19 protein-coding genes are annotated in these 22157 nt (G+C 39.8%); 10 read left to right on the top strand and 9 right to left on the bottom strand.

What is annotated here, in order from left to right; genetic code table 11:
- Positions 1-249: 249 nt before the first annotated feature.
- Entirely contained in the window at positions 250-798 is a 549-nt protein-coding gene (locus HNQ85_RS11480) for a DUF2777 family protein (RefSeq protein ID WP_181537859.1), read from the top strand.
- A 230-nt stretch (positions 799-1028) separates the two neighbouring features.
- On the opposite strand, the gene HNQ85_RS11475 is transcribed toward HNQ85_RS11480, so the two are convergent.
- Positions 1029-1367 (bottom strand): YisL family protein, encoded by a 339-nt coding sequence (locus HNQ85_RS11475; RefSeq protein ID WP_181537858.1) that lies wholly within the window; start codon positions 1365-1367, stop codon positions 1029-1031.
- A gap of 146 nt (positions 1368-1513) precedes the next feature.
- Between HNQ85_RS11475 and HNQ85_RS11470 the strand changes: the two genes are divergently transcribed.
- Positions 1514-2707 (top strand): ornithine--oxo-acid transaminase, encoded by a 1194-nt coding sequence (locus HNQ85_RS11470; RefSeq protein ID WP_181537857.1) that lies wholly within the window; start codon positions 1514-1516, stop codon positions 2705-2707.
- A gap of 171 nt (positions 2708-2878) precedes the next feature.
- On the opposite strand, the gene HNQ85_RS11465 is transcribed toward HNQ85_RS11470, so the two are convergent.
- Positions 2879-3784 (bottom strand): fumarylacetoacetate hydrolase family protein, encoded by a 906-nt coding sequence (locus HNQ85_RS11465; RefSeq protein WP_181537856.1) that lies wholly within the window; start codon positions 3782-3784, stop codon positions 2879-2881.
- A gap of 199 nt (positions 3785-3983) precedes the next feature.
- Here HNQ85_RS11465 and HNQ85_RS11460 point away from each other — a divergent pair, with 199 nt between their 5' ends.
- Positions 3984-4166, top strand: a complete 183-nt coding sequence (locus tag HNQ85_RS11460; RefSeq protein WP_181537855.1) for an aspartyl-phosphate phosphatase Spo0E family protein — start codon at positions 3984-3986, stop codon at positions 4164-4166.
- A 108-nt stretch (positions 4167-4274) separates the two neighbouring features.
- Here HNQ85_RS11460 and HNQ85_RS11455 read toward each other — a convergent pair whose 3' ends face one another.
- The 3 genes from HNQ85_RS11455 to HNQ85_RS11445 all read right to left on the bottom strand — a co-directional run bounded on the left by HNQ85_RS11455 (position 4275) and on the right by HNQ85_RS11445 (position 7502).
- A complete protein-coding gene (locus HNQ85_RS11455) occupies positions 4275-5471 on the bottom strand; it encodes a DUF418 domain-containing protein (protein WP_181537854.1) in 1197 nt (398 codons plus the stop codon).
- 94 nt (positions 5472-5565) lie between these two features.
- A complete protein-coding gene (locus HNQ85_RS11450) occupies positions 5566-7158 on the bottom strand; it encodes a long-chain-fatty-acid--CoA ligase (protein ID WP_181537853.1) in 1593 nt (530 codons plus the stop codon).
- A 119-nt stretch (positions 7159-7277) separates the two neighbouring features.
- Positions 7278-7502: a spore germination protein gene (locus HNQ85_RS11445; protein WP_181537852.1), complete on the bottom strand. Its 225-nt coding sequence runs from the start codon at positions 7500-7502 to the stop codon at positions 7278-7280.
- Positions 7503-7628: 126 nt separating this feature from the next.
- On the opposite strand from HNQ85_RS11445, the gene HNQ85_RS11440 reads away from it, so the two are divergent.
- From HNQ85_RS11440 to HNQ85_RS11410, 7 genes are all read left to right on the top strand, one after another.
- Complete coding sequence (locus HNQ85_RS11440) at positions 7629-7853, top strand: spore germination protein (RefSeq protein WP_181537972.1); 225 nt, start codon at positions 7629-7631, stop codon at positions 7851-7853.
- A gap of 65 nt (positions 7854-7918) precedes the next feature.
- The gene (locus HNQ85_RS11435; protein ID WP_181537851.1) at positions 7919-8140 is read left to right on the top strand and encodes a spore germination protein; all 222 of its coding nucleotides are present in this window, start codon (positions 7919-7921) and stop codon (positions 8138-8140) included.
- Positions 8141-8152: 12 nt separating this feature from the next.
- Positions 8153-8374, top strand: a complete 222-nt coding sequence (locus tag HNQ85_RS11430; protein WP_181537850.1) for a spore germination protein GerPB — start codon at positions 8153-8155, stop codon at positions 8372-8374.
- A gap of 96 nt (positions 8375-8470) precedes the next feature.
- Positions 8471-9070: a spore germination protein GerPC gene (gene gerPC, locus HNQ85_RS11425; protein WP_181537849.1), complete on the top strand. Its 600-nt coding sequence runs from the start codon at positions 8471-8473 to the stop codon at positions 9068-9070.
- Between the two features lie 6 nt (positions 9071-9076).
- Positions 9077-9256 (top strand): spore gernimation protein GerPD, encoded by a 180-nt coding sequence (locus HNQ85_RS11420; RefSeq protein ID WP_181537848.1) that lies wholly within the window; start codon positions 9077-9079, stop codon positions 9254-9256.
- A 20-nt stretch (positions 9257-9276) separates the two neighbouring features.
- Positions 9277-9717, top strand: a complete 441-nt coding sequence (locus HNQ85_RS11415; RefSeq protein WP_181537847.1) for a spore germination protein GerPE — start codon at positions 9277-9279, stop codon at positions 9715-9717.
- Complete coding sequence (locus HNQ85_RS11410; protein WP_181537846.1) at positions 9705-9926, top strand: spore germination protein; 222 nt, start codon at positions 9705-9707, stop codon at positions 9924-9926. Before HNQ85_RS11415 ends, HNQ85_RS11410 begins: the two co-directional genes overlap by 13 nt.
- Positions 9927-10073: 147 nt before the next feature.
- Here HNQ85_RS11410 and HNQ85_RS11405 read toward each other — a convergent pair whose 3' ends face one another.
- The 4 genes from HNQ85_RS11405 to addB all read right to left on the bottom strand — a co-directional run bounded on the left by HNQ85_RS11405 (position 10074) and on the right by addB (position 21961).
- The gene (locus HNQ85_RS11405) at positions 10074-13448 is read right to left on the bottom strand and encodes an SbcC/MukB-like Walker B domain-containing protein (RefSeq protein ID WP_181537845.1); all 3375 of its coding nucleotides are present in this window, start codon (positions 13446-13448) and stop codon (positions 10074-10076) included.
- Positions 13445-14626, bottom strand: coding sequence for an exonuclease SbcCD subunit D (locus HNQ85_RS11400; protein ID WP_181537844.1), 1182 nt, complete (start codon positions 14624-14626; stop codon positions 13445-13447). Before HNQ85_RS11400 ends, HNQ85_RS11405 begins: the two co-directional genes overlap by 4 nt.
- Before the next feature lie 80 nt (positions 14627-14706).
- Positions 14707-18465 carry a helicase-exonuclease AddAB subunit AddA gene (gene addA, locus HNQ85_RS11395; RefSeq protein ID WP_181537843.1) on the bottom strand — a complete coding sequence of 1253 codons (3759 nt, stop codon included), beginning with the start codon at positions 18463-18465 and terminating at the stop codon, positions 14707-14709.
- On the bottom strand, positions 18458-21961 hold the full coding sequence (gene addB, locus HNQ85_RS11390) for a helicase-exonuclease AddAB subunit AddB (protein ID WP_181537842.1): 3504 nt from the start codon (positions 21959-21961) through the stop codon (positions 18458-18460). The genes addA and addB overlap by 8 nt, the downstream gene beginning before the upstream one ends.
- Positions 21962-22157: the final 196 nt, after the last annotated feature.

Raw genomic sequence — 22157 nt, 5'->3', positions numbered from 1 at the left:
CCTTTCTGTTATTCAAGCAGTTATATATAAATGATGTTTTCACAAAGTTTGCCCCTGTCCGAATTCAATCTTTCGGGCATACAAGACAGTAACACCCTTCTTGAAAACAACCTCCAGCCATAGCATGCTTTCATTTTATGCAGCAATCACCATTTCGATGAATTGTCCCATTTTTGTGAAATCCATTACAAGTTATATTTGCTTTAAAATTTGTCAAAAACGAATACAGAGAGAAAGGAGGAATTAGAAATGAGCTTACAGCAACGGCTAACCTATTTAAAAGAACAAAAACGGGCATACATACAAGGAACGTTAGAATACGTGAACGATGAATGGGTATTTTTTGACGAAGAAAGCGAAGAGGCAGCATTGCTTGAAGATATGACCGACGGAGATATTGAAGTTTTTCGCTTTGGTAAATGGATAAATGGAAAAATATGTGAAGATGGTACAGTATTATTTGCCACACAATATTATGCTTTAAAGAACGGAGATGTAGTCCGCTTCCGTAAACATTTACCTTATGCATACGAACAGTGGCTGCAATCTCTGTCAGACAAAACATTTTTTTATTATATTCAACTCTTAAATGAGCACGATTTTTCACTATATGATTGCCTATATTGTTATAACGGTCTTTTATTTGGAACAGAGATAGGAGTCAATTTCATCATTTATGATAATAACGAACTAATCGCCAATGTTCAGCATTATTATGAGCGTGGAAGTTCCAATAAAGACCGTTTTGAAATTACTTTTAGCACAGGAAAGAGATTTGTTTGTACACAAATCGGCTAAACATCTATTCGAGATTATGAGTGTTTGCTAATGTAGTTCACGATGAACGCAAACGTAGTAAACACAATGACAACTCCTAACAAAGCAATCCATGTCATCTTCCATCCCCCTTTACAACATCAGTTGGACAGACACAAGAAAACTCCCACTTCTAAAACAGAATGAAAGTGGGAGTTATTTGCATTTAAGACTTAATGAATGATAAAAATCTGCCTGTTTTTTGGCAGATTTTATAAAGGCAACTTAAACCCTAAATACAACACAACAATAAAAGCAATGACAAATTGAATCCAAAACATGTTCGTGTTCTTTCCTTTTGCTGCGCGAACAAGAATCATTTCCATTGCTCCAATGACCCAAACGCCTACGATCACCTTGACAATATAAAGCGGCGGGATAGAAGCAATGCTATGTAACAAAAGGGCACCGGTTCCTATGATAATAAGGTAGAACAATCTTAAAATCATTTGCATCATTCGGGCTTTCGGAGAGTTACTGCGCTGCATCGAAACTGTCACAAAAAATAAAATGAGAGCAACCACCCACGCTGTAATGTGTGCATGTGTCATACATAATCCTCCTTTCAAAACGATCAACTCTATCATAACACGTTTCTAACAAAAAAATGAAAAAGAAACTCTCTTTTTTTTGTTTTAACAGACGAATCAAAATTTTGTTATAATATTGACAAATGTCATAATAGGAGGAAGCACTCATGAACAAAACAACAGAAATTATTCACTTAACGGAGCAATATGGTGCAAACAACTATCACCCACTATCAGTCGTTCTTTCTAAAGGAGAAGGTGTATGGGTAGAAGATCCTGAAGGTAACCGTTATATGGATATGTTAAGCGCTTACTCTGCTGTCAATCAAGGGCATCGCCATCCAAAAATTATTCAAGCACTTAAAGAGCAGGCAGACCGCATCACATTAACATCAAGAGCATTCCATAATGACCAATTAGGACCTTGGTACGAAAAAGTAGCGAAATTAACTGGAAAAGACATGATTTTACCAATGAACACAGGTGCTGAAGCAGTAGAAACAGCAGTAAAAGCAGCACGCCGCTGGGCTTATGACGTAAAAGGCGTCGAAAAAGACAAGGCAGAAATTATCGTATGCGAAGATAATTTCCACGGCCGTACAATGGCTGCTGTTTCCATGTCTTCAAACGACGAGTATAAACGCGGCTTTGGACCGATGCTTCCAGGCATTAAAGTGATTCCATTTGGTAGTGTTGAAGCATTGAAAGAAGCGATTACTCCTAATACAGCGGCATTTATTTTCGAACCAATTCAAGGGGAAGCAGGTATTAACATTCCGCCTGAAGGATTTTTAAAAGAAGCTTATGAAGTATGTAAAGAAAATCATGTTCTTTATATCGCAGATGAAATTCAAGCCGGATTAGGCCGCTCCGGCAAAATGTTTGCTTGTGATTGGGAAGAGGTCGTTCCTGATATGTATATTCTTGGTAAAGCATTAGGCGGCGGCGTATTCCCGATTTCTTGTGTAGCGGCAAACAAAGACATTCTCGGCGTGTTCAACCCTGGTTCACATGGTTCGACATTCGGGGGAAATCCACTTGCTTGTGCTGTTTCCATCGCAGCGATTGACGTACTTGTTGAAGAAAAATTAGCAGAGCGTTCATTAGAGCTCGGTAACTACTTCCAAGAAAAATTACGGGAAATTAAACATCCTGATATTAAAGAAGTGCGCGGAAAAGGATTATTCATCGGTGTCGAATTGTATGGCTCAGCTCGCCCATATTGTGAAAAATTACAGCAGGAAGGATTACTATGTAAAGAGACACATGATACAGTCATTCGTTTTGCTCCACCGTTAGTCATTACAAAAGAAGAACTTGACTGGGCAATCGAAAAAGTGAAAAAAGTGTTTGAACAATAAGAAAAGCGGAGGCGACCTGCTTAGCCGCGATGAGCAAATGTTCTTCCGGAGCAAGAAGTCGATTTTTGACTTCGCTCCGGAAGGTTATTTGCCCCCGAGCGGCTGGGCGCTGAAGCTAGACAATAAGAAAAGCGGAGGCGCCATGTTAGGTCAGCCTCCTTTTTTCATTAACTATTTTTCTATTTCGTTTCGCAACGTTCCTATTCCTTCAATGGTCACTTCAACGACGTCTCCTGGTTTTAAGAAACGAGGCGGCTTCATTCCCTTTCCGACGCCAGCTGGTGTTCCCGTTGCAATAATATCGCCCGGCTCTAGAGTCATTCCTTGAGAAATCGTAGAAATAATTGTTTCAATATTAAAGATGAATTGTTCCGTATTTGCTTTTTGTCTCGTTTCTCCGTTGACTTTCGTTTCAATCTGTAAGCGGTTCGGATTTGGAATGAGCGATTTATGAACAATCCACGGTCCCATTGGACATGAAGTATCTAAACTTTTTCCAAGCAAAAACTGTTTATGACGTTCCTGTAAATCCCGTGCCGTAATGTCGTTAACGATTGTATAACCAAACACATAATCCAACGCTTCTTCTTTTTTAATTCCTTTTCCTTTTTTACCGATGACAACTGCTAATTCCCCTTCATAATCAAGTTCATTCGTCACATGCTGATGATTAAGCACGACTGCCTCATGTCCGACAACAGTCGTCGGCACTTTCGAAAACAGCATGATATGCTCCGGAATATCAGCATCGCTTCCTAATTCAAGCGCATGTTCAACATAGTTTTTACCGACACAAAAAACGTTTTTTGTCGGCCGCGGAATCGGAGCTAACAAGCGGATGTTTGAAAATGGATATATGTATGCATCCGAAAAATGCGTTTCTGCCCATTGCTTGATTTTACAAGCCTTTTCAATAAAAATTTCTCCTAGAGCGATACATTCAAGCAACGAAAAAGGTAGTGTTACCTCCCCCCTCATAACATGCTCTGCTGCCTGCAGATGAATAACAACCTTTTGGTCCGTATCTGCTATCCCAACAAAAATATTTCCATTTTGTTCAGCTGTGACAAATTTCATCTCCATCCCCCATCTCTTATCAAATTTTTTGCTAATGTATATTCGCTGTCTATCGTATAAATCCTACCTCTTCTTATGTAGAATTTTGTAAGGTTATGACTTATTTTAGCGAACATGTTTTCTTTTCTAACATTATATGTATAATAAGTTATGCATCAGTACAAAACATATTGAATAAAAAAATGTTGGTGAAAAAATCATGTTTCATATTCTTATTGAAGAAAAGAGACAACAAATGATTGAACTAGCCCTGGTGTACGGCTTTACTGCAAAAGAAACAGTAAAATGCAGTCAAGAGTTAGATGAATTGTTAAATATTCAACTAAAAGCAACTCTTGTCACACAGCAGGATCAAAGTGAAAAAATATTGCTTTCTCATTAAAAACGAAGTATATTTTTTACATTATCCAGCAAAAAATGAGGTTATCTCAAAAGCAAAGGGTGAGCCCCTTATGAGATAACCTCATTTTTTGTTTGTCTAATCATCTCTCTATTCAAATGTTGCTGTTCTTCTTAACTGCTGTTTTTGTCCATATGTCAATGTCCTCCATATCCATTCCATCGGTCCCATTCTGTATCGCTTCAACCACAACTTGCTTAAAATCATTTGCAAGCAATAGATGACAATGGTTAAAAGAAGGCCATAAAATGGGCGGACACTGCCATACAATCCTAGACCATAGTTGTAAAACAATAGTGTACAGAGTACGGACTGAAATAAATAATTGGAAAGAGACATGCGTCCTACAACTACGAGCGGAGCAAAAATCTTCCTCCAAAATGTTTTTTGTGAAAAAATCGCCATCGACGTAGCATAAAAAATGGCTGTTGCTGAACCACCAAACGTGTCCTGCATATATTGAGTAAAAATGTTATTAGCCGTTAAGTAAGGCAATAGCTTAAAAGAAAAACCGATAATGAATGTAATGATCCAGATTCTCTTCAGTTTTGCTAAATGCTTTTCTACATCAGCGAACCATCGTTTCTTCGCAAAATAAGCTCCTAATAAAAACATCGGCAGCAGCGAAATTAAAAGGAAAAAGATACTGGCTAAGCTTCCGTTCACATACATCCAGTCATTCCATCTTTGCAAAAAAATATCAACCCATGCACCGTCCCGATAATTTTCTAACGCTTGATTCGCCAACATTTCATCATAAAACAGGGAAGAATCTTCTTCTCCTAAAAGGACAGTGAATCCTAGCAAAAGGCTTATCGTACTATTCGGTACAATCAATAACAAAAGCGCCCAAATCAGCAATCCGCGTGGGCTCATTTGATGAAACAACAGTAACACAAATCCTAAAAGCGCGTAGGAAATTAAAATATCTCCATGCCAAATCAAGAAGGCATGAATACAACCCAGCCCTAGCAGAACAAGAAGCCTCCTGACAAAAAGCAGCGGAAAGGAATATCCTTTTGCCAACGCCCGTTCCCGGAAAATAACCATGCCAAAGCCAAACAAAAAGGAAAACAACGTATAAAAGCTCGCCTGAGCAAAAATGTCAATAAAGATTTCCGTCCAGCGGTCAAGCGGCTCATTCCACCAGCTTCCCGGCTTTAAATACATGATAGGTGAGTTAAAATCCGGCATATTAACAAAAAAAATACCGAGAATCGCCAGCCCCCGTATCATATCAATCTCTTTAATTCTTTCATTCGTAGAAATAGGAGTGAGCTTATCCATGTATGTACCCCTTTTAAAAATTTTTTCTTATTTAATTATATTAAACAAAAAATGAAAAAAGGTCATCTGTCTATAGACAAATGACCTTTTTTATTTAGTTCACATAGCGCTCTGTTTTTCCAACAGCTTTCCAATATTCATTACGCAAGTGTACCTTTTGAATTTTCCCTGAACCTGTTTTTGGCAGCTCTTGAACAAACGTAACTCCAGTAATCGCTTTGAAATGTGCTAATTTCTCTCGCGAAAAGGCAATTAACTCTTGTTCTGTCACTTGATGACCCGGTCTTGTCACGACAAATGCATGCGGTGTTTCCCCCCATTTTTCGTGCGGCACCGCAATCACAGCTGCTTCCAACACGGCAGGATGCTCATAAAGAACCCCTTCTACTTCAATGGACGAAATATTTTCGCCACCGCTAATAATGATATCCTTCTTACGGTCAACAATATCAATGTTTCCGTACTCATCAACTGTTCCCATATCCCCTGTATAAAGCCAACCATTGCGAATCGTTTCCATCGTTGCTTCAGGATTTTTCCAATATCCTTTCATCACCCCGTTGCTTCTGACAATTACCTCACCGATTGATTGACCATCGTGCGGAACTTCCTCATCAAGGTTATTGACGACTTTTACTTCACATCCAATCATCGGATGCCCTGCTTTCGCTTTCATGCGATATTGCTCGTTCATCGGCAAATGGCTTAAATGAGGGCGAATCGTTGAAACGAGACTGAGCGGCGAGGATTCGGTCATGCCGTATACTTGAATGAATTCCCAACCAAGCTCTTTTTCCACACGTGTAACAAACGCTGGCGGCGGAGCTGAACCAGCAATAACAACACGAACATCATGCTCGATAACAGGGCTGTTCTGTTCATAATACTGCAAAAGAGAATTAAGAACAGTAGGAGCCATGTTCATAACACTGACTTTATACTTCTGTACATATTGGAAAATGACCTTAGGTATTGCTTTACGCAAGCAAATATGCGTTGCACCGTTTGCTGTATAAATAAACGGTGCTCCCCATCCATTTACATGGAACATCGGTAAAATATGAAGATAAACATCCTTATCAGACACACGAAGATGATGCATCGCTACTAAAGCATGCAAATAGTTGTTGCGATGCGTGAGCATAACCCCCTTTGGATTTCCTGTCGTTCCGCTTGTGTAAAGGAGACTGCATACATCATTTTCATCCATTTCCGGTCGTGCAAACGATGTTTTCAGATATTGTGCCAGCCATTCATCGTAATCGGTTTCATTTGTTTGCTCATCTTTGTAGTGGACGATGATTTTTTCTACCGTTTCGAGCTTGTCCTTAATCGGAACAATTAAATGATAGAACTCCTGATCGACAAATAAAATTTTACTTTCGCTATGATTTAAAATGAATAAATAATCATCCGGCTTCAACCGAATATTTAACGGCACCATCACGGCTCCCAGCTGGAAAACACCATAAAATCCTTCAAGCATTTCTAATGTGTTCGGCGCTAAATACGCAACACGGTCCCCTTTTTGTACTCCTAAATCTTGCAATCCGTGCGAAAGCTGGTTGACCCGCTCGCTCAATTCCTTGTATGTAATTTCTCTATCTTCACAAATAACCCCCGTTTTTTCTCCATATAGTGACACAGCACGATCTAAAAACTGCGTCAACACTAATGGCACATTCATTTTTATATCCCCCCTCATAAAATATTCTAAAAATTATAAAATCTTAGAATATTATATCACACCATACTCTTTGGTGTATATAAAAAACAAAAAGCGCTACGCAAGCGTAACGCTTTTATCTAGTTATTCGCTTTGTTGTTAGCATCGCTAATATCAGGATCAAATGAGTTGGTAACACTTAAAAGGGTGTTTGTCTGCAAAAAATCCCCCGTATTTGTTCCTCCACCTCCTGAATTCGTTTTAGCGGTACTTTTTGGAGCAATTTGCAACACATCTCCGACATTGATCGTCCCATTTCCACTGACATGTGTCACTTTCACAGCTCCAACAATAACTGTTGGCATCTGCATCATCCTTTGGAAAGCTTACTTAACTTATTTTATGTTTCAGTTATGAATTGGTGTGGACGTACATCATCGTATTTTTTTTCACATACACTAAAAAAAAGAATAATGAAAGGATGTATGCCTATGCCGTCATTTATTGGCGGTCCAATAAAGATTACCAACGTCAGTGGTGATGGAACTGTCAATTTTGGAGACGCGCTGCAAATTGCGCCGAAAGGAACTTTAAAATCCAATAGCGGTGCAGGAGCAACGAACACAGGGGACTTTTTACAAACGAATACATTTGTCAGCTTTACTAATACTATCGATCCTGATATCTCTGATTCCAGCAATAAGGCAAATAACTAAAGGATGCACATTTCTATACACTTGCCCATAGTATAGTCATAAGAACCGAAGAAGGGTGTATGAAAATGCCAGCATTTGTTGGAGCAGTAAAAATAAATAGCATTAGTAGTAGCGCTGTATTTCATATTGGTGATGTTTTTGCCATTTCGCCACATAGTGTCGCAAAAACGTTTGCTGGTGCTGGCTCTTTTAATACGGGGGACGGATTACACATTTATAACCAATATAGCAATACAAATGTGCAAGATTCAGATGTAGCAGATCAAAATGTAGTCGGCAACGCGTAAAGGAGTGAAAACATGAACTTTTATATCAATCAAAGTATCTGGATTTATCAACTGAGAATCGGTTCACTCACCAATTCGTCTGTTTTGCAAATCGGCAGTGCTGGACAAATTCAATCTCTCTCTACTTTAAGTAATACAGGGGGATTTATATCACCAGCACCTGAAGCGAAGAAACCTGTTGAGAGTTCACCATTTGCTCCAGTCGTTCCTCTTGCATCACCATCCTCATCATAATTGAAACTCAGACACACATCATCCAAAAAAAGTGCTGATAACTATTCTAGTTAAATACATTGAAATAGAAGGGATTTTTGAGAGGATGATGAAAAAATGAATGCTCCTTTTCTTTATGACTATTTGATAAAACTTCAGCATTATTTGTCTTGGCAAACACAAAAAATTATAAAACTTGAAAAAAAGATTGCCGAACTCGAAAATGAACTAATGAATGTCAGGAAGCTTCCACAAACAACAATTGAAAAAATTGAGTATAAATTTGATCAACTAAAAGTTGAAACATTGGAAGGAACATTAAATATTGGACTTACTCCAAACGGTACAGAAACCATTGAAGATTTTGCTGTTAGTCCAGAGAAAGTGATTATTCCGCAACCACAGCCTATCATGTTTCGAAACATTCAAACTAAAGTGAATGACTACTTAACAAATGAATGCGAAAATATTTTAAAGAGCATCGAAGAACGTTATTCTCAACGTTTAGACGATACGTATCGTCAATTCATTTTACAAGATATAGGACGGCAGGTGGACGATCGAATTCGTTTTTACGTTCAGCAAAAAATAAACAATGGACAAATGCCGGCTTCTGGTTCTTCTAAGGAGATAGAAGATGAAATTAGTGAAAAAGTGAAACGGGATATCGAACAATCGATTGAATTATTTATTAAGCATTTGCCAAAGGAAGGATGATGAGTGATGAACTTTACAGTTATTAACCGTGATCTTCAAGTAGGAGACGTTCACATTATTGCCGTTACAAGTTCAGCCGTGTTTTTAATTGGTGACGCGGATATTATCAATATGACCTCCGCCTTTGATACGCCACCTGAAGCATTAATTACCGGTCCGTTTGTACCTTTAACTCCGCGGGGGTAATATGAAAGGTTGATATTTTTATGAAACGACTATCCATGGTTCAACTTGTTCATAACAAACTAACAAGCTTTAGCGCTGTTTTGCAAATTGGGGACTCTAAAGAAATTACATCCCGCGCAAAAGTTTTAGCTGTCCAGCGCCAACAAGAGCTTTTTTTCGGAAATGAAGGGGAAGTCACATTTCCTATATTCACCAATCCAATCCCTCGATTTGCAATTGATACAACTTCATTGCAAATGAATAAACTAAATGAATCTCCAGCTATTTCTGTTCGTACCATTCGCGTGTTAGCGATTGCTTTCTCTTCCGTAGTCCATATCGGCTCAACTTCCACAATTGACACAGAAGCAAGAGTGAAACATACTCGACAATTAGCTTCAAATAGCGGAGCTGCACCATCGTTAGTAGCCCCGCAAGCCTCCATTCGTATAACAAAGGATGAATCATCATGCCTTCAGTAGTAGGTCCAATTAAAATTACAAGTGTCACTAGCGGTGCTGTTGTCAATTTCGGAGATACACTCTATATCTCCCCAAAAGTGGCAACAAAAACAAATGGCGGTTCAGGGGCTTTTAATACAGGAGATTTTATTATTACCTTTAACGGTATTAACTTAACAAACGACTTTGATCAAGATGTGTCTGACAGCAATGTTACAGCCAACAATTAATGGTTTTTAGTGTTGGCTTTTTTGATTTTTGGAAGTTTAGATACTGGTCGTTTGCAAACCCGTTTTACAATAAAATAGAGGGCGAATCCGAAGAAAAGATTCGCCCCTCTTTATAATAACACCAATATCGTTATCCTCAAAATCTCCCTACATCATCTCCAGTTTCACACGTGTTCCCCTTCCAGAAGGTTCTGCCGGTTCAACAATGAGCCGCTTCGGCAAACGCGCTCTCAATTCCTGAACATGGCTGATGACACCGATGGCAAGCTGATTCGAATGAAGCTTTTCCAAAGCAGAAATCACCGTATCTAAAAGCTCGGCATCCAGTGTTCCAAATCCTTCATCTAAGAAGAAAAATTGCAACGGATATTCACCGCGCAATTGAATTTGCGCAGATAATGCCAGAGCAAGGGATAAAGATGTTAAAAATGTTTCTCCTCCTGACAAAGTGGTAACAGGCCGCCTTACACCGCCGTTTGCATCATCACGAATAATAAATCCTCCTTGGGAATCGACCTCGATCGCATAACGTTGTCGTGTTAATGAACCTAATCGCTCCGATGCCATTTGCGTGACTTGAATGAGTTGTTCTTCAGCAATAAACTCAACAAAACTATTTCCTTTTAAAACATTTTGTAACTGCGTATATTTAGAAACAAGCAATGATAGCTTTTCTCGCTTTTTTTCTAATTCGTTAAATCGTTCATGTTTTTTCATCAACTCTTCCACTATTTTTTGTGCTGCGCCAACTTGCTGAATCGCTTCATTTACGCTTTCTCTTATTTCTTGTCGTAACGCTTGAATCTGCATCCATTCTTCTTCCGTCACTGTATTGCCAGCCATCGCTTTAGCGACTCGCTCTAATTCCATTTGCCGTTTTTTCACACTATTCCAGTATTGCTCTATTTTTTCATTTAGATGCTCCCATTCTTGTCGTGACAAAAAGGCTTGTCTTACTTCTTCTTCACTTTGAAAAGATGTTTGTCTTAAATGCAACTTCCACTTGCTCTCTGCTTCTTCATATCGTTGTCGTCCTTCCTCAAGCGCCTGCCATGCTGCTTTCATTTCACTTTCTAACGTTTGATATATTTGTTGCGAATGTTGCCATGCCTCATACGCTTTTTCTTCTTGCTCTTTTAACAACATGATTTGTCTTTCAACATGTGCAATCAATCGCTCAACCTGTTCGTCGCCAACTTGTCCCTTTATTTTTGATTCATACTCACGGAGCAATTCCTGTTTTGTTTCAAGCAATGAAACAAATTGTATTTTCTCTTTCTCTAGCATCTGCCTTTCTTCCTTTAGTTGCTCCCATTCTTTCCTTTTTTCTTCTAAAAATTGAACACTTCGTTCAATGCGCTGTTGCAACTGTTGTATAGCATTCTCTTTTTGACGTATTTGTTCACGAAGCTGTTCCATCGTATCAAAATCAAGATCTTTATATTGTTCATGCCATTTTTCTTTCAATGACTGATAATGTTTCTGCCGTTTTTCATACTGATTTTTAAGTTCTTCGATATCCGCTTGCAGCATATTGATCTGCTTTTCTAACTCAAGCCGTTCATTTTCAAACCGACGCAACCGCTGCAATGCTTGTTGTACTTCTTCTCTTCTTTGTAAATAGTCTTGTTGTAAAGCCTTTATTTCTACTTCAAGCTGCTGAATCGTTTCATTTTCTTCAACGATTATTTTATTTATATCTGTTAGTTGTAACTGTAATTCATTAGAAGTTTCTTCCATTATCGTTTGCGCAAGCTGTTCAAGCTGAATTTTTAATGTGTACAACAACTGTAATCCGCTTTGCCCCTGCTTGATGAACTGCTCAAGATGCTTAATGATTTCTTCACTGTTCGTCTCCTCTTCTATATGTTTGTACGGTTGAGGATGCTCCAGCGAACCGCAAACAGGGCATGCTTCCCCTTGACGCAGCTGTTGGGCAAGCAGAAAAGCAAGCTGTCGTGTTTTTTCCTTTTCCTGTTTTACACGAGCCTCTTCCAGTTCTTTTTCTTTTTTATAAATCAGCTTTGTAATCTGTAATTCCCGTTCGCAAACATGATGATAGTTTTTTTCAAGTCGCGAAAAGATGTTTTTGATTTTTTCTTTTATGCTTAATGCTTGTGTTTCTTGTTTCGCCTTTGCTCCATATGCCTGTTGTAGCGCTTCTTGTTTTCTTAACAGCCCCATTTTGCTTTCTTGCACAGTTTGATAAATCGACATTAACTGCTGTTTCTCTTCATAAGCGCGGTATACTTTTTCTTTTTCTTCAGCAGATATATGATATTGTTGCAGTTCTGACTTTAACATTTGCTGCTTCTCGCTGCCACGTTGATAGATCTGTTCAATTTCGTACAATTTCTCATTTTTTTCTATCTCTTTTTGCTCGATTAACTTTAGTTGTTGCTGAAAAGAAGCTACTTGTGTTTCGAGCTTTTTCATTTCTGCAAACATCCGCTGCACTTGCTCTAACTGTTCTTTTTTTGTTAATAGTTGTGGCTCTTTTTCAGTTTTCTCTCGGCGGACCCGCTCATAATGTTGCAGCGATTGATTATAATGTTCTTTTGCTTCCGCTGCACGCTGCTGCAAGCTTTCTAATTTTACCTGCCACGCAGCAACTGCATTCTTTGCCGCTTCATATTGTTCAAGATATGGGCGCAATCGTTCTGCTTGTTCTGCCTGATCTTTTTTCATCTCTAGCAAGCGGATATTTCCTTCTTCTTTATGTAATTTCATTAGTTCCGTTTCTATTGCTTTCTTTTCATTCTGCCAAACCCATAATTGCTTTTTCTTTTCGTATTCTTCTTCCGTTTGTTTCAATTCCACTTGCCGTTTTTGTAAAAGGACTTCACAATCGCGCAATTCCTTTTCAGCCCGTTCAATCGCTTCTTTAGAAGCATCTCCCAGACCGTTTTGTTCTGCTATAATTTCGTTTAATTGCGACGCTGCTTCCCCTAGCCGCTGTTTTAACTTTTTGTTCAGCCTGTCCCCATACTGTTCAAGATGAAAAAGCCGCTGAAGCATTTGTCGCCGCTCGACTCCTTTTAATGACAAAAATTCGGCAAACTTTCCTTGCGGCAACACAACTGCACGAGTGAAATCTTTCATTTCCAATCCAAGCAATTGTTCAATTTGTTTATTTACTTCATTCGTTTTATCTGCAAGAACAATCGATTCTTTATCTATTTCGATTAAACGGCTTGATGCGCTCTTAATGCGCCATTCATCGCTCCGTTTAAAGCTGCGTTCAACCGTATACCGCTTCTTTCCTTGGGCATTCTCCAACTCAAAGGTAAACGATACCATTAATTGATCTTCAGCGTGATTAATAATTCCATGAGTATTATTTGCCGCTCGTTCCACGCTTCCGAACAATGCCAATGTCATCGCATCCAAAATCGATGATTTGCCGCTGCCTGTCGGCCCAAAAATGCCAAATACTCCGCCCGCACATAGTGTCTCAAAATCGATAATTTGTTTCTCACGAAAGCTATGTAATCCTGAAATGGTCAAGGAAATTGGCTTCATATCCCTCTTTCCTCCTCATGTTCGTCCTCAGCAATTAACTCAAGAAATAATTGAACAAGCTCTGGTTCTGCTTGAGCGCCTCCTGTCTGTTTCTCATAAAAGCGTTTAAACATTTCTTCAATTGGAACATGTTCTCGTTTCAATTGTGCCACACGTTTTTCTTGCTCAGGGAATACAGGACGAATATGAACGAAACCTGGATGAAGTTTGCGCAGCCGCTGAATCTCCTCCATCGACAATGCGGAATTTACATAAATTTCAAGATCAATCCAAGCGTTTTTGTCTCTTCCTTCCTCGATCCATGTATAAACTTGCGCAATTCCTTCCGTTGCTTTCCATTTTACTAGGGGTTTCCCACTTGAAAGAGGAATTTCCGATACATTCGCTTCTGTTCCCGGCTTTACGTCGATAATCGTTACCGATTTTGCATATCCCGCTTCAGAAAAACTGTAAGCAAGAGGCGAACCAGAATAACGAGCAAGTGTATGTGCACGTTTTACATTTTGCGGCCTATGCAAATGACCTAGCGCCACATACTGTGCTGCTTTCGGCAAACTTGTTGCCGCGACCGTGTAAGCCCCTCCTACTTCAATCGGCCGTTCCGAATCTGAAGTACTTCCTCCAGCCACATAAATATGGCTCATCGCAATATTTACGGTATCTGGCAAAAACATCGCACTCATTGTTTCAAAAAGCCCGCGAATTCGCTCATCATATTTATCACGCAAAAGTAATTCTTCATTGCTCTCTGATAATAGCTCCGCTAAGCGTGCCTCTGACGGATACGGCAAAGCCGCTAACATAAGCGTTTCATTGCACGTTGGCACATCGATTCGCTGTACGGCTGCAGTCGGCAAGCCAAGAAGGATAATTCCATAATCTTGAACTAGGCTGGCAGCAGCAGAAATACGATCTGGATGATCATGATTGCCGGCAATGACAACAACTGGCCTCTTTCCTTTATCAGAAAGCCGTGCCAAACTTTCATAAAACAACTGTTCCGCCGCCGCTGGCGGGTTGACTGAATCAAATGCATCTCCTGCCATTAACACAACATCGACTTTTTCCTTTTCAACGATCTCCACTAATTCATCAATAAACTGTTCTTGCTCTGGCAATCGATTTCTTCCTTCAAGTGTTCTTCCTAAATGCCAATCCGCCGTATGCAATATACGCAAGCCATTCAACTCCTTTCTAGTTTACGAATTTACTAGAATGAAATCTTGCAAATAAACGTAAAGGCGTGAAAAACACGCCTTTACATGGACAGTAAATAAGAACCGTCAAATAAATAAAGATAACATTCTTTCACTTCTTTTTTCCAAATTTGCTCAATAGCCCGACGATATAAATCCACTTGCGTACGATAACGTTTTTCCAATACAGCTTTTGCTTGGTCTAATCCGCCTGGAAAACGGTTTGTAATAGCGTCCGTTTTAAAATCAATCAACACAAGACCCGCTTCATCTTCAAACATGCAGTCGACAACCCCTTGGATGAGAACATTTTCTCGTTCCGCTTTACCTTCAAGACCATACACTTCACTCGCTGCTAACGATAAGCTGAACGGAATTTCGCGATAAATATGTTGCGCTTTTAAAAGGCGTTTGCCGATATCAGTGGCAAAGAAAGCAACAACACTGCGAACGTCGACCGATTCCGCTTGCTCATAAGTAAGCAGCTCCTCATTAACCATTTTTGCTATTTGTTCACGAACGGTTTCCTCTGTAATCGGTTTTGTTAACTCTACATGCTGCATCACCATGTGCATGGCGGTTCCCTTTTCCGCCGCCGTTAATTTCTTTTCTTGCATAAATAACGGCCGTTTCGCAATCGGGGCAGAGAACGGACGAAGCAACGCATTATCAGCATTTTCTCCAAAAATTTCCCGTTGTCGTTTTAATTCAGAAACGCTCTGCTTCGCTCGCAACATGGTCAGTAATTGATCGTTATACTCCCATGTCAAATGGTGATAAATTTTTTCTTTATATTCGCTTGACTGAGAAATTGGCTGCATTTTTTCAAGCGCTTTGATGATTTGGTCATTTTGCTGCTGTTTGATTTCATCCATTTGCCGCAATGTTTTCGCTTCTATCATTTCTATATTCCATTTAGAAGGATGATTTGTAATTTCTTCTAAACTAGTAAACACACCATCTCCGTGTAACTTTGAGCTATCCCGATGCCGAATTAAAGCAGGGCCGATCCAATCTAAGTAACAATTTGCCGAAGCGCGAACCGCATCAGGCAGCAGCCATTCAGTGTGCGTCAAGTAGTTTTTCCAATTTTCAATTTCCTTTGCTGCGTCTTTTACCGTACCAATTAAATATAACTTTTCTTTTGCCCGTGTTAACGCTACGTAAAGAACACGCATTTCTTCAGCAAGTAAATCAAAACGCAGCTTTCGTTTCATCGCCAACTGTGGAAGTGTCGGATAGCTAATCCGCAACTTTGCATCAACAAATCGCGTCGCAAAGCCTAGTTCTTTATCCAGCAAATAACTTCGATTAATATCCTTCATATTGAACCTTCGCGCCAGACCAGCAACAAATACAACAGGAAACTCAAGACCTTTACTGCTATGAATGGTCATCAGACGAACAACGTCCTCTTGCTCACCTAAAGCGCGTGCTGCACCTAAATCATCACCGCGGTTTTGCATTCGCTCGACAAAGCGTAAAAACCGGAATAAACCGCGGAAAGATGTCGCTTCATATTGTCGTGCCCGGTCGTATAATGCACGCAAATTGGCTTGCCGCTGCTTTCCACCCGGCATCCCGCCAACAAAATCATAAAAGTGTGTTTCACTGTATAGCTGCCAAATTAAATCTGCTAAAGAACTTTGTCGCGCTTTTGTCCGCCACTGTTGCAGCTGGTGATAAAACTTGCGCAATCGATGCTGCAGCTTTTGTTCTTGTGTATCTGTTGGCACCTCATTTAGAAAGGAAATGAGCGCTTCATAATATGTTCCTTTTCTATTGTGAATGCGAATCATCGCCAACTCATTTTCATCTAAGCCAACAATCGGTGAACGCAGCACAGCAGCGAGCGGAATATCTTGATATGGATTATCAATAATCTTTAAAAGCGACAACATAATCGATACTTCTGTTGCCTCAAAATATCCCGATGACAAATCTGCATAAACCGGTATGCCCTGCTGACGAAACTCCTCAATAATTTGCGGTGCCCATGGCATCGAACGCAATAAAATCACAATATCACGGTACATCACCCGGCGGTTGCGTTTCAACTTGCGGTCATAAACCTCAAACGGTTCAGAGATTAATTGTTTAATTTTCTGCGCCATTAACCGTGCCTCAAGCTGCACCGTTTCTAATTCATTGAAATCGAAAGTGGAATCATCCATTTCTTCTTGAGTTTCTTTCTCTGTATCAGCACGATTAATCATTAAAAATTCGACTGCAGTATTTTCGTTTTCTGGATAATCCTTAGCACCAAATTTTAATTCGGCGTCTTCGTCATAAACGATTTCTCCGACTGTTTCCCCCATGATTTGTTTAAAAATAAAGTTTGTTCCGTCAAGCACTTCCGTACGGCTACGGAAATTGCGCGATAAATCGATTTTTAATCCTGTTTTCCTGCCATCAGGCGTAAACCGTTTATATTTGCTTAAAAATAAAAATGGTTCAGCAAGTCGGAAACGGTAGATGGACTGTTTTACATCCCCTACCATGAACAAGTTTCCTGTCTGTTCATGCTCTTTTGTAACAAGCTGTAAAATCGATTCTTGTACCATATTCACATCTTGATACTCGTCAACAAGCACCTCGACAAATTGGGCGCGGTAATCAAGAGCAGCATCGGAAGGAATCAGCTTTTCCAACGTCGAATCAGGATGGCGCAAAATTTGTAAGCAATAATGCTCTAAATCTGAAAAATCGACTAATCCCTTTTCAAGCTTGGCTTGACGGAAACGTTCCGCAAACTCTTTTACCAGATGAACAATGACCTCAACAACCGGCTTCATTTCTTTCATGTGACGCAGCCAAGTTTGTGGCCGGAACGAAAATAATTCGTCTCGGATCCCCTCTAGCTTTTTCTTCGCTGCCTCCCGCAAAGAACTCGCTTTATCAAGTAATTCTTTTTTATATTCATCACCGCGGCACGTCTTTGCTCTTGAAAAAGAAAATGCATGCATTTGTTCATACAGCTCTTGCCATGAACGCTTTTTTGCCTCTATTAATCTTTCGACAATCTCTAAATCGTCGCGAAAGTTTTCAGCGCGTGGCAAAGGACCGCCAGGAAGATAGGCAATTTCTAATGCTTTTGTTAACAAATCTTTTACCGCATCGAGCTCCATGTCCAAATAACTGCTAAGATAAGTGATATAAGGCAATTGTTCAATCGTTGTATCTTCGCTGATGTCATACATGTTTACTAACTGATCAAGCCAAACCGCCGGATAAGGATGAGAGCGAGAAAACTCATAAAGTTCAAGGATTAACTGTTGTAAATCTTCATCGGTCCGATCCGTTGTGTAACGTTCAACAACATTTAAAAATGCTTCATTTCCCTCTTTTCCGTACTGTTCCTCAAACAATTCCTCCATTACTTCTTCTTTCAACAAAGCCGTCTCTGTTTCATCAGCAATGCGAAATACAGGATCGATATCAATTAAATAATAGTACTTTCGTATAACATCTAGACAAAAAGAGTGAATCGTTGAAATGGATGCGCGATTTAATAAGCTTAATTGCCGCCGCAAATGAAGTGAACTTGGATGCTTTTCAAGTGCCTTTTCAATCGCTTCACCGATACGCGTTTTCATCTCTGCTGCGGAAGCATTCGTAAATGTGACAACAAGCAAGCGATCTACATCTACAGGATCGTCTTTGGCAACGATTTTTTCAATAATGCGCTCGACTAATACGGCTGTTTTTCCCGAACCGGCAGCAGCAGCGACTAGAATATCCTGTCCATCGGCAACAATCGCCTTCCATTGTTCGTCAGTCCAATGGCTTCCTGTTGGTTTTGAACGAATCAAACTACTCACTCTCGTTACCTCCTTCCGCGATTTTTGCAATAATGTCGCTTTTGGATTGCGGAATTAGCAAGCGATACCCGTTCTCTTCAAGAACATCATCAAATTGACATACCGGCTTAAATTCACAAAATTGACATGGTGTTTTGTCGCTCAGTTTATAAGGAGATATATCAACAACACCGTTCACAATGTCAATGCCAATTGTCTTGAATAAATGTCGGACATGTAAGCGCAAACGGTGAAAATCCTCTTCACTGACAATCGATGATTTCGCATGAAACCCGCCTTTTTTTGTAATTTGTGCAGGAACGATTAACGACCACTTTCCTTCTTCTATCGTCTTGTCCATCAACCGCACCGCCTCTTCATCTTCTAATAAGAGACCGCGCATTTTAAATTGCTCAAAAAGTTTTTTCTCGACTTCGCTTTCATCTAACAACAGTTTGTCACTTTTAATAATGGGATTATGAATATGAAAATATAAAATTCCCGCCGGAGAGGCAGCGCTGCCAATCAATTGTTCAGCATACGTAATGACAATGTCTAGATATGTTAACATTTGTAAGGCAATTCCGTAATAAACTTCCGTTAAATTTAACGCTTTTGTACTTGATTTATAATCAATGACTCGCAAAAGCATCCCTTTGGAGCTTTCTGCTTTATCCACTCTATCAATTCTTCCGACTAGTTCCATTACTGTACCATCACCTAGTTGGAACTTAACGGGCGGTAGTTCTCCATTAGGACCGAATTCTAGCTCAAGGCCAACCGGGGCAAAGCCGCTCGCTTTCGCATGTTCGCTTAGAATGATGGTCGTGCGTGAAATAATATTTTGCAACTTCCTCTTCATGTAATGATAACGGTTGGAGCTTAATAAAATTTCTTGTTGAATTTTTGGCGCAAGCTGCTCAACTGCTTCAAAAGACAGCTGTTCACACTGCTGTTTCGATAACTTGGTCCATTCAAGTTTCGTATCATTGATTCGGTCAGAAATGTACTTTAAAGCGGAGTGAAACAACTGGCCGATATCAGGCGCTTCTAAACGGAACATTTTTCTTTCTTTGAGACGCAATCCATGCGCAGCAAAATGGGAAAACGGACAAGCTTTAAACTGCTCCATCCGCGATACGCTCGCTTGTATTTTCTTTCCATAAAGTTGTTTGCTTATATCTTTTTTTAATGGTTTCGCCACGTTTTGATAGAACAAACTTGATAAAATTTTTCTACCTATCTTTTTCCATTCTGCATCTTCCGCATAATAATTGTATACATCCCACCATAAATCATTTATTGGATAATTTCGCTTCCATGCTTGCAGCTGCGTAACAAGATAAGCGATTGTTGCCTTTGGATTCGTCACGAATGATAACTGCTCCTCTTCATCCGCTTCAATCGGTTCGCTGCCCCACTGTTTTTGCTGAACAGATGGGAATAAATCCGTTAAACGCTTGAGCAAAATCGAAGGAGCTAACGCTTTTCCTTCCTCATTCGCCAAAGGATACGTAATATATAACCGCTCGCTCGGGCTTGTTAACGCTAAATAAATGGCAAACGGTTCATTTAACAATTGTTCCCGACTTCCCGGTGCCACTTTTAAATGGAATTGTTGCAAAACTTCCCGTTCATTCGCTGTTAAAATTCCATCTTCTACCGGCTTAGCCGGGATCACCCCTTCATTCACCCCAACAACAAAGGCACACTTTATGCCGAATAAACGGGAACGGTCAAAATGAGCAATTAATACTTGGTCAATCGCTGGCGGAACATGGGAAAACTCAAGGCTTTCTAATCCGGTTTCGATAATTTTTATAAACTGTTTAAACGGTAAATATTCATCTCCTAAAATTTCTACATACTGATCTAACAAATCAATAATCGCATTCCATACTTGGTCATGCTGTCTTGCTTCTGTAAGCCTGCCTTTCGCTTCCGCCTCGCTGCGCAGTTGTTCTAATTTCTTTGGAATCTCTAACTCTTCTAAATATAAATAGATTGCCTCGCACATTGCTCGTCCATTTTCAGCTTTTTGCAGGCGTTTTTGCAGCTTAAAAAGCGGCTTCACAATCATTTCACGCCAGCTGTTCAGCTTCTCTTCATATTCTTTCTCTTCATTTGTTTGCGCAACCGAAATTCCATCTAACGCTTGGTAACGACGATACGTCCAACGCTCATTACTTGTCCATTTTATCCCTTGAATTCCATAAGCAAGGACATAATTTTCAAGCTGATCCATCTCCTCACGCAACCTCATGACATCCGCGTCAACCGGGAAAAGCAAATCGGTTTTAACGACACGAAATACCGCTTCGTAGCGCCAATTGGAAACAATGACTTCAAGGCTTGAACGAAGCAATTCTACAAGCGGGTGATGAAGCATTGGCTGTTTCTGATCCATAAAATAGGCGATACGGTAATCAGCAAAAACCGTTGCAAATAAATCACGATAATCATTTGTATTACGGACTAAAATAGCAATATCGCGATATCGGTATCCTTCATCGCGTACAAGGTGAATAATTTCTCGAGCAATCCCTTCCACTTCGGCACGGCGATTAGCTGCCTGGTAAATGCGGACCGCCTTTGTTTTTTCAACAAACGGAACAACAGGTCTGGAATCATAATGTTTTTCTAAGTGAATCAATGCTTTTTCTTTATGTCGGACATTATGTTCTAAGACCTCGATTCCTTCTATTGGCACATTATTGAGCAATGCCATTTCACGAATATCATGATATGTCTGTCCTGTTATTCTAAATAAATGCAGCTCGTCTGGAAGTGTTTCATTGTAAGGAGCATCGACTGTTAACGCTACCGTTATTTTCCTACAATGAAGCATTAACTGTTCAAGCACCATATATTCTTGCGGTGTAAAACTATGAAACCCATCAATGTAAATCTCCGCTTCAGCAAGATAACGTGAATGAGGGATTTTTTCGGCAAGCAAGCGCAGATAGTCTTCCGATTCAATATATTTGCTGATTAATTGCTTTTCTAGCTCGCTATAAATCAGCTGTAAATCGCTTAGTTTATCTGCCAACACTTTCGCTTTTGCATTCGTGTCGCGCAATTCTGCTTGTTTTTCGAGAAGCTGTTCCGGTGTTAAGCAATATCGTTTACATTCAACAATCATTTCTTCCAACTGTTCGAGAAACCCGATTTTATCAGCTGCTCGTCCAAATAATTTTAATTCATGCTTGCGATGTTCAATAATTTTGCGCAAAAGCATTCGCACACCAGCATCGCTGAGATGATAGCGGCTCATACCGCCTGTTTCTTGAAGAACCCGCCAAGCTAAACGGGTAAAACTAAATACTTGAGCGCGAATCATTCCGCCGATCCCCGGTGTATTAATGAGTGCATACTCTGATTGAAACGTCATTTGCTCAGGAACAAGATAGATAATTGGCTCGCCATTTGGTTTTTCTTCCAACTGTTTGCGAATCTCATTTAAACATGTTGTCGTCTTTCCGCTCCCTGACCTTCCTAAAATAAATCGAAGCGACATCGATATCACCTACATTCAAAACTTATGTACTATAAAAACATATCAAAAGCATCACTATTTCCAAAGTACAAATATTTCCCTTTATTATAGCACGTATGTTCGTAATTAAAAAGAAAAGCCTATTTACCCTTTATTGACAAAAAAGAACTGACCTTCAGGTAAAGTGTCAGTCCTCATCACACAATATGAATAAATA

The sequence above is a fragment of the [Anoxybacillus] calidus genome (assembly GCF_013760845.1).
In the GTDB taxonomy this organism is placed as follows: domain Bacteria; phylum Bacillota; class Bacilli; order Bacillales; family Anoxybacillaceae; genus Paranoxybacillus; species Paranoxybacillus calidus.
The sequence above is the reverse complement of the archived record's forward strand: the minus strand, read 5'-3'. Positions and strand labels throughout refer to the sequence as shown.

Excerpts from the sequence above, each read along its gene's own strand:
- HNQ85_RS11480 (WP_181537859.1), top strand. The coding sequence starts at position 250 with ATGAGCTTACAGCAACGGCTAACCTATTTAAAAGAACAAAAACGGGCA.
- HNQ85_RS11475 (WP_181537858.1), bottom strand. The coding sequence starts at position 1,367 with ATGACACATGCACACATTACAGCGTGGGTGGTTGCTCTCATTTTATTT.
- HNQ85_RS11470 (WP_181537857.1), top strand. The coding sequence starts at position 1,514 with ATGAACAAAACAACAGAAATTATTCACTTAACGGAGCAATATGGTGCA.
- HNQ85_RS11465 (WP_181537856.1), bottom strand. The coding sequence starts at position 3,784 with ATGAAATTTGTCACAGCTGAACAAAATGGAAATATTTTTGTTGGGATA.
- HNQ85_RS11460 (WP_181537855.1), top strand. The coding sequence starts at position 3,984 with ATGTTTCATATTCTTATTGAAGAAAAGAGACAACAAATGATTGAACTA.
- HNQ85_RS11455 (WP_181537854.1), bottom strand. The coding sequence starts at position 5,471 with ATGGATAAGCTCACTCCTATTTCTACGAATGAAAGAATTAAAGAGATT.
- HNQ85_RS11450 (WP_181537853.1), bottom strand. The coding sequence starts at position 7,158 with ATGAATGTGCCATTAGTGTTGACGCAGTTTTTAGATCGTGCTGTGTCA.
- HNQ85_RS11445 (WP_181537852.1), bottom strand. The coding sequence starts at position 7,502 with ATGCCAACAGTTATTGTTGGAGCTGTGAAAGTGACACATGTCAGTGGA.
- HNQ85_RS11440 (WP_181537972.1), top strand. The coding sequence starts at position 7,629 with ATGCCGTCATTTATTGGCGGTCCAATAAAGATTACCAACGTCAGTGGT.
- HNQ85_RS11435 (WP_181537851.1), top strand. The coding sequence starts at position 7,919 with ATGCCAGCATTTGTTGGAGCAGTAAAAATAAATAGCATTAGTAGTAGC.
- HNQ85_RS11430 (WP_181537850.1), top strand. The coding sequence starts at position 8,153 with ATGAACTTTTATATCAATCAAAGTATCTGGATTTATCAACTGAGAATC.
- gerPC (WP_181537849.1), top strand. The coding sequence starts at position 8,471 with ATGAATGCTCCTTTTCTTTATGACTATTTGATAAAACTTCAGCATTAT.
- HNQ85_RS11420 (WP_181537848.1), top strand. The coding sequence starts at position 9,077 with ATGAACTTTACAGTTATTAACCGTGATCTTCAAGTAGGAGACGTTCAC.
- HNQ85_RS11415 (WP_181537847.1), top strand. The coding sequence starts at position 9,277 with ATGAAACGACTATCCATGGTTCAACTTGTTCATAACAAACTAACAAGC.
- HNQ85_RS11410 (WP_181537846.1), top strand. The coding sequence starts at position 9,705 with ATGCCTTCAGTAGTAGGTCCAATTAAAATTACAAGTGTCACTAGCGGT.
- HNQ85_RS11405 (WP_181537845.1), bottom strand. The coding sequence starts at position 13,448 with ATGAAGCCAATTTCCTTGACCATTTCAGGATTACATAGCTTTCGTGAG.
- addB (WP_181537842.1), bottom strand. The coding sequence starts at position 21,961 with ATGTCGCTTCGATTTATTTTAGGAAGGTCAGGGAGCGGAAAGACGACA.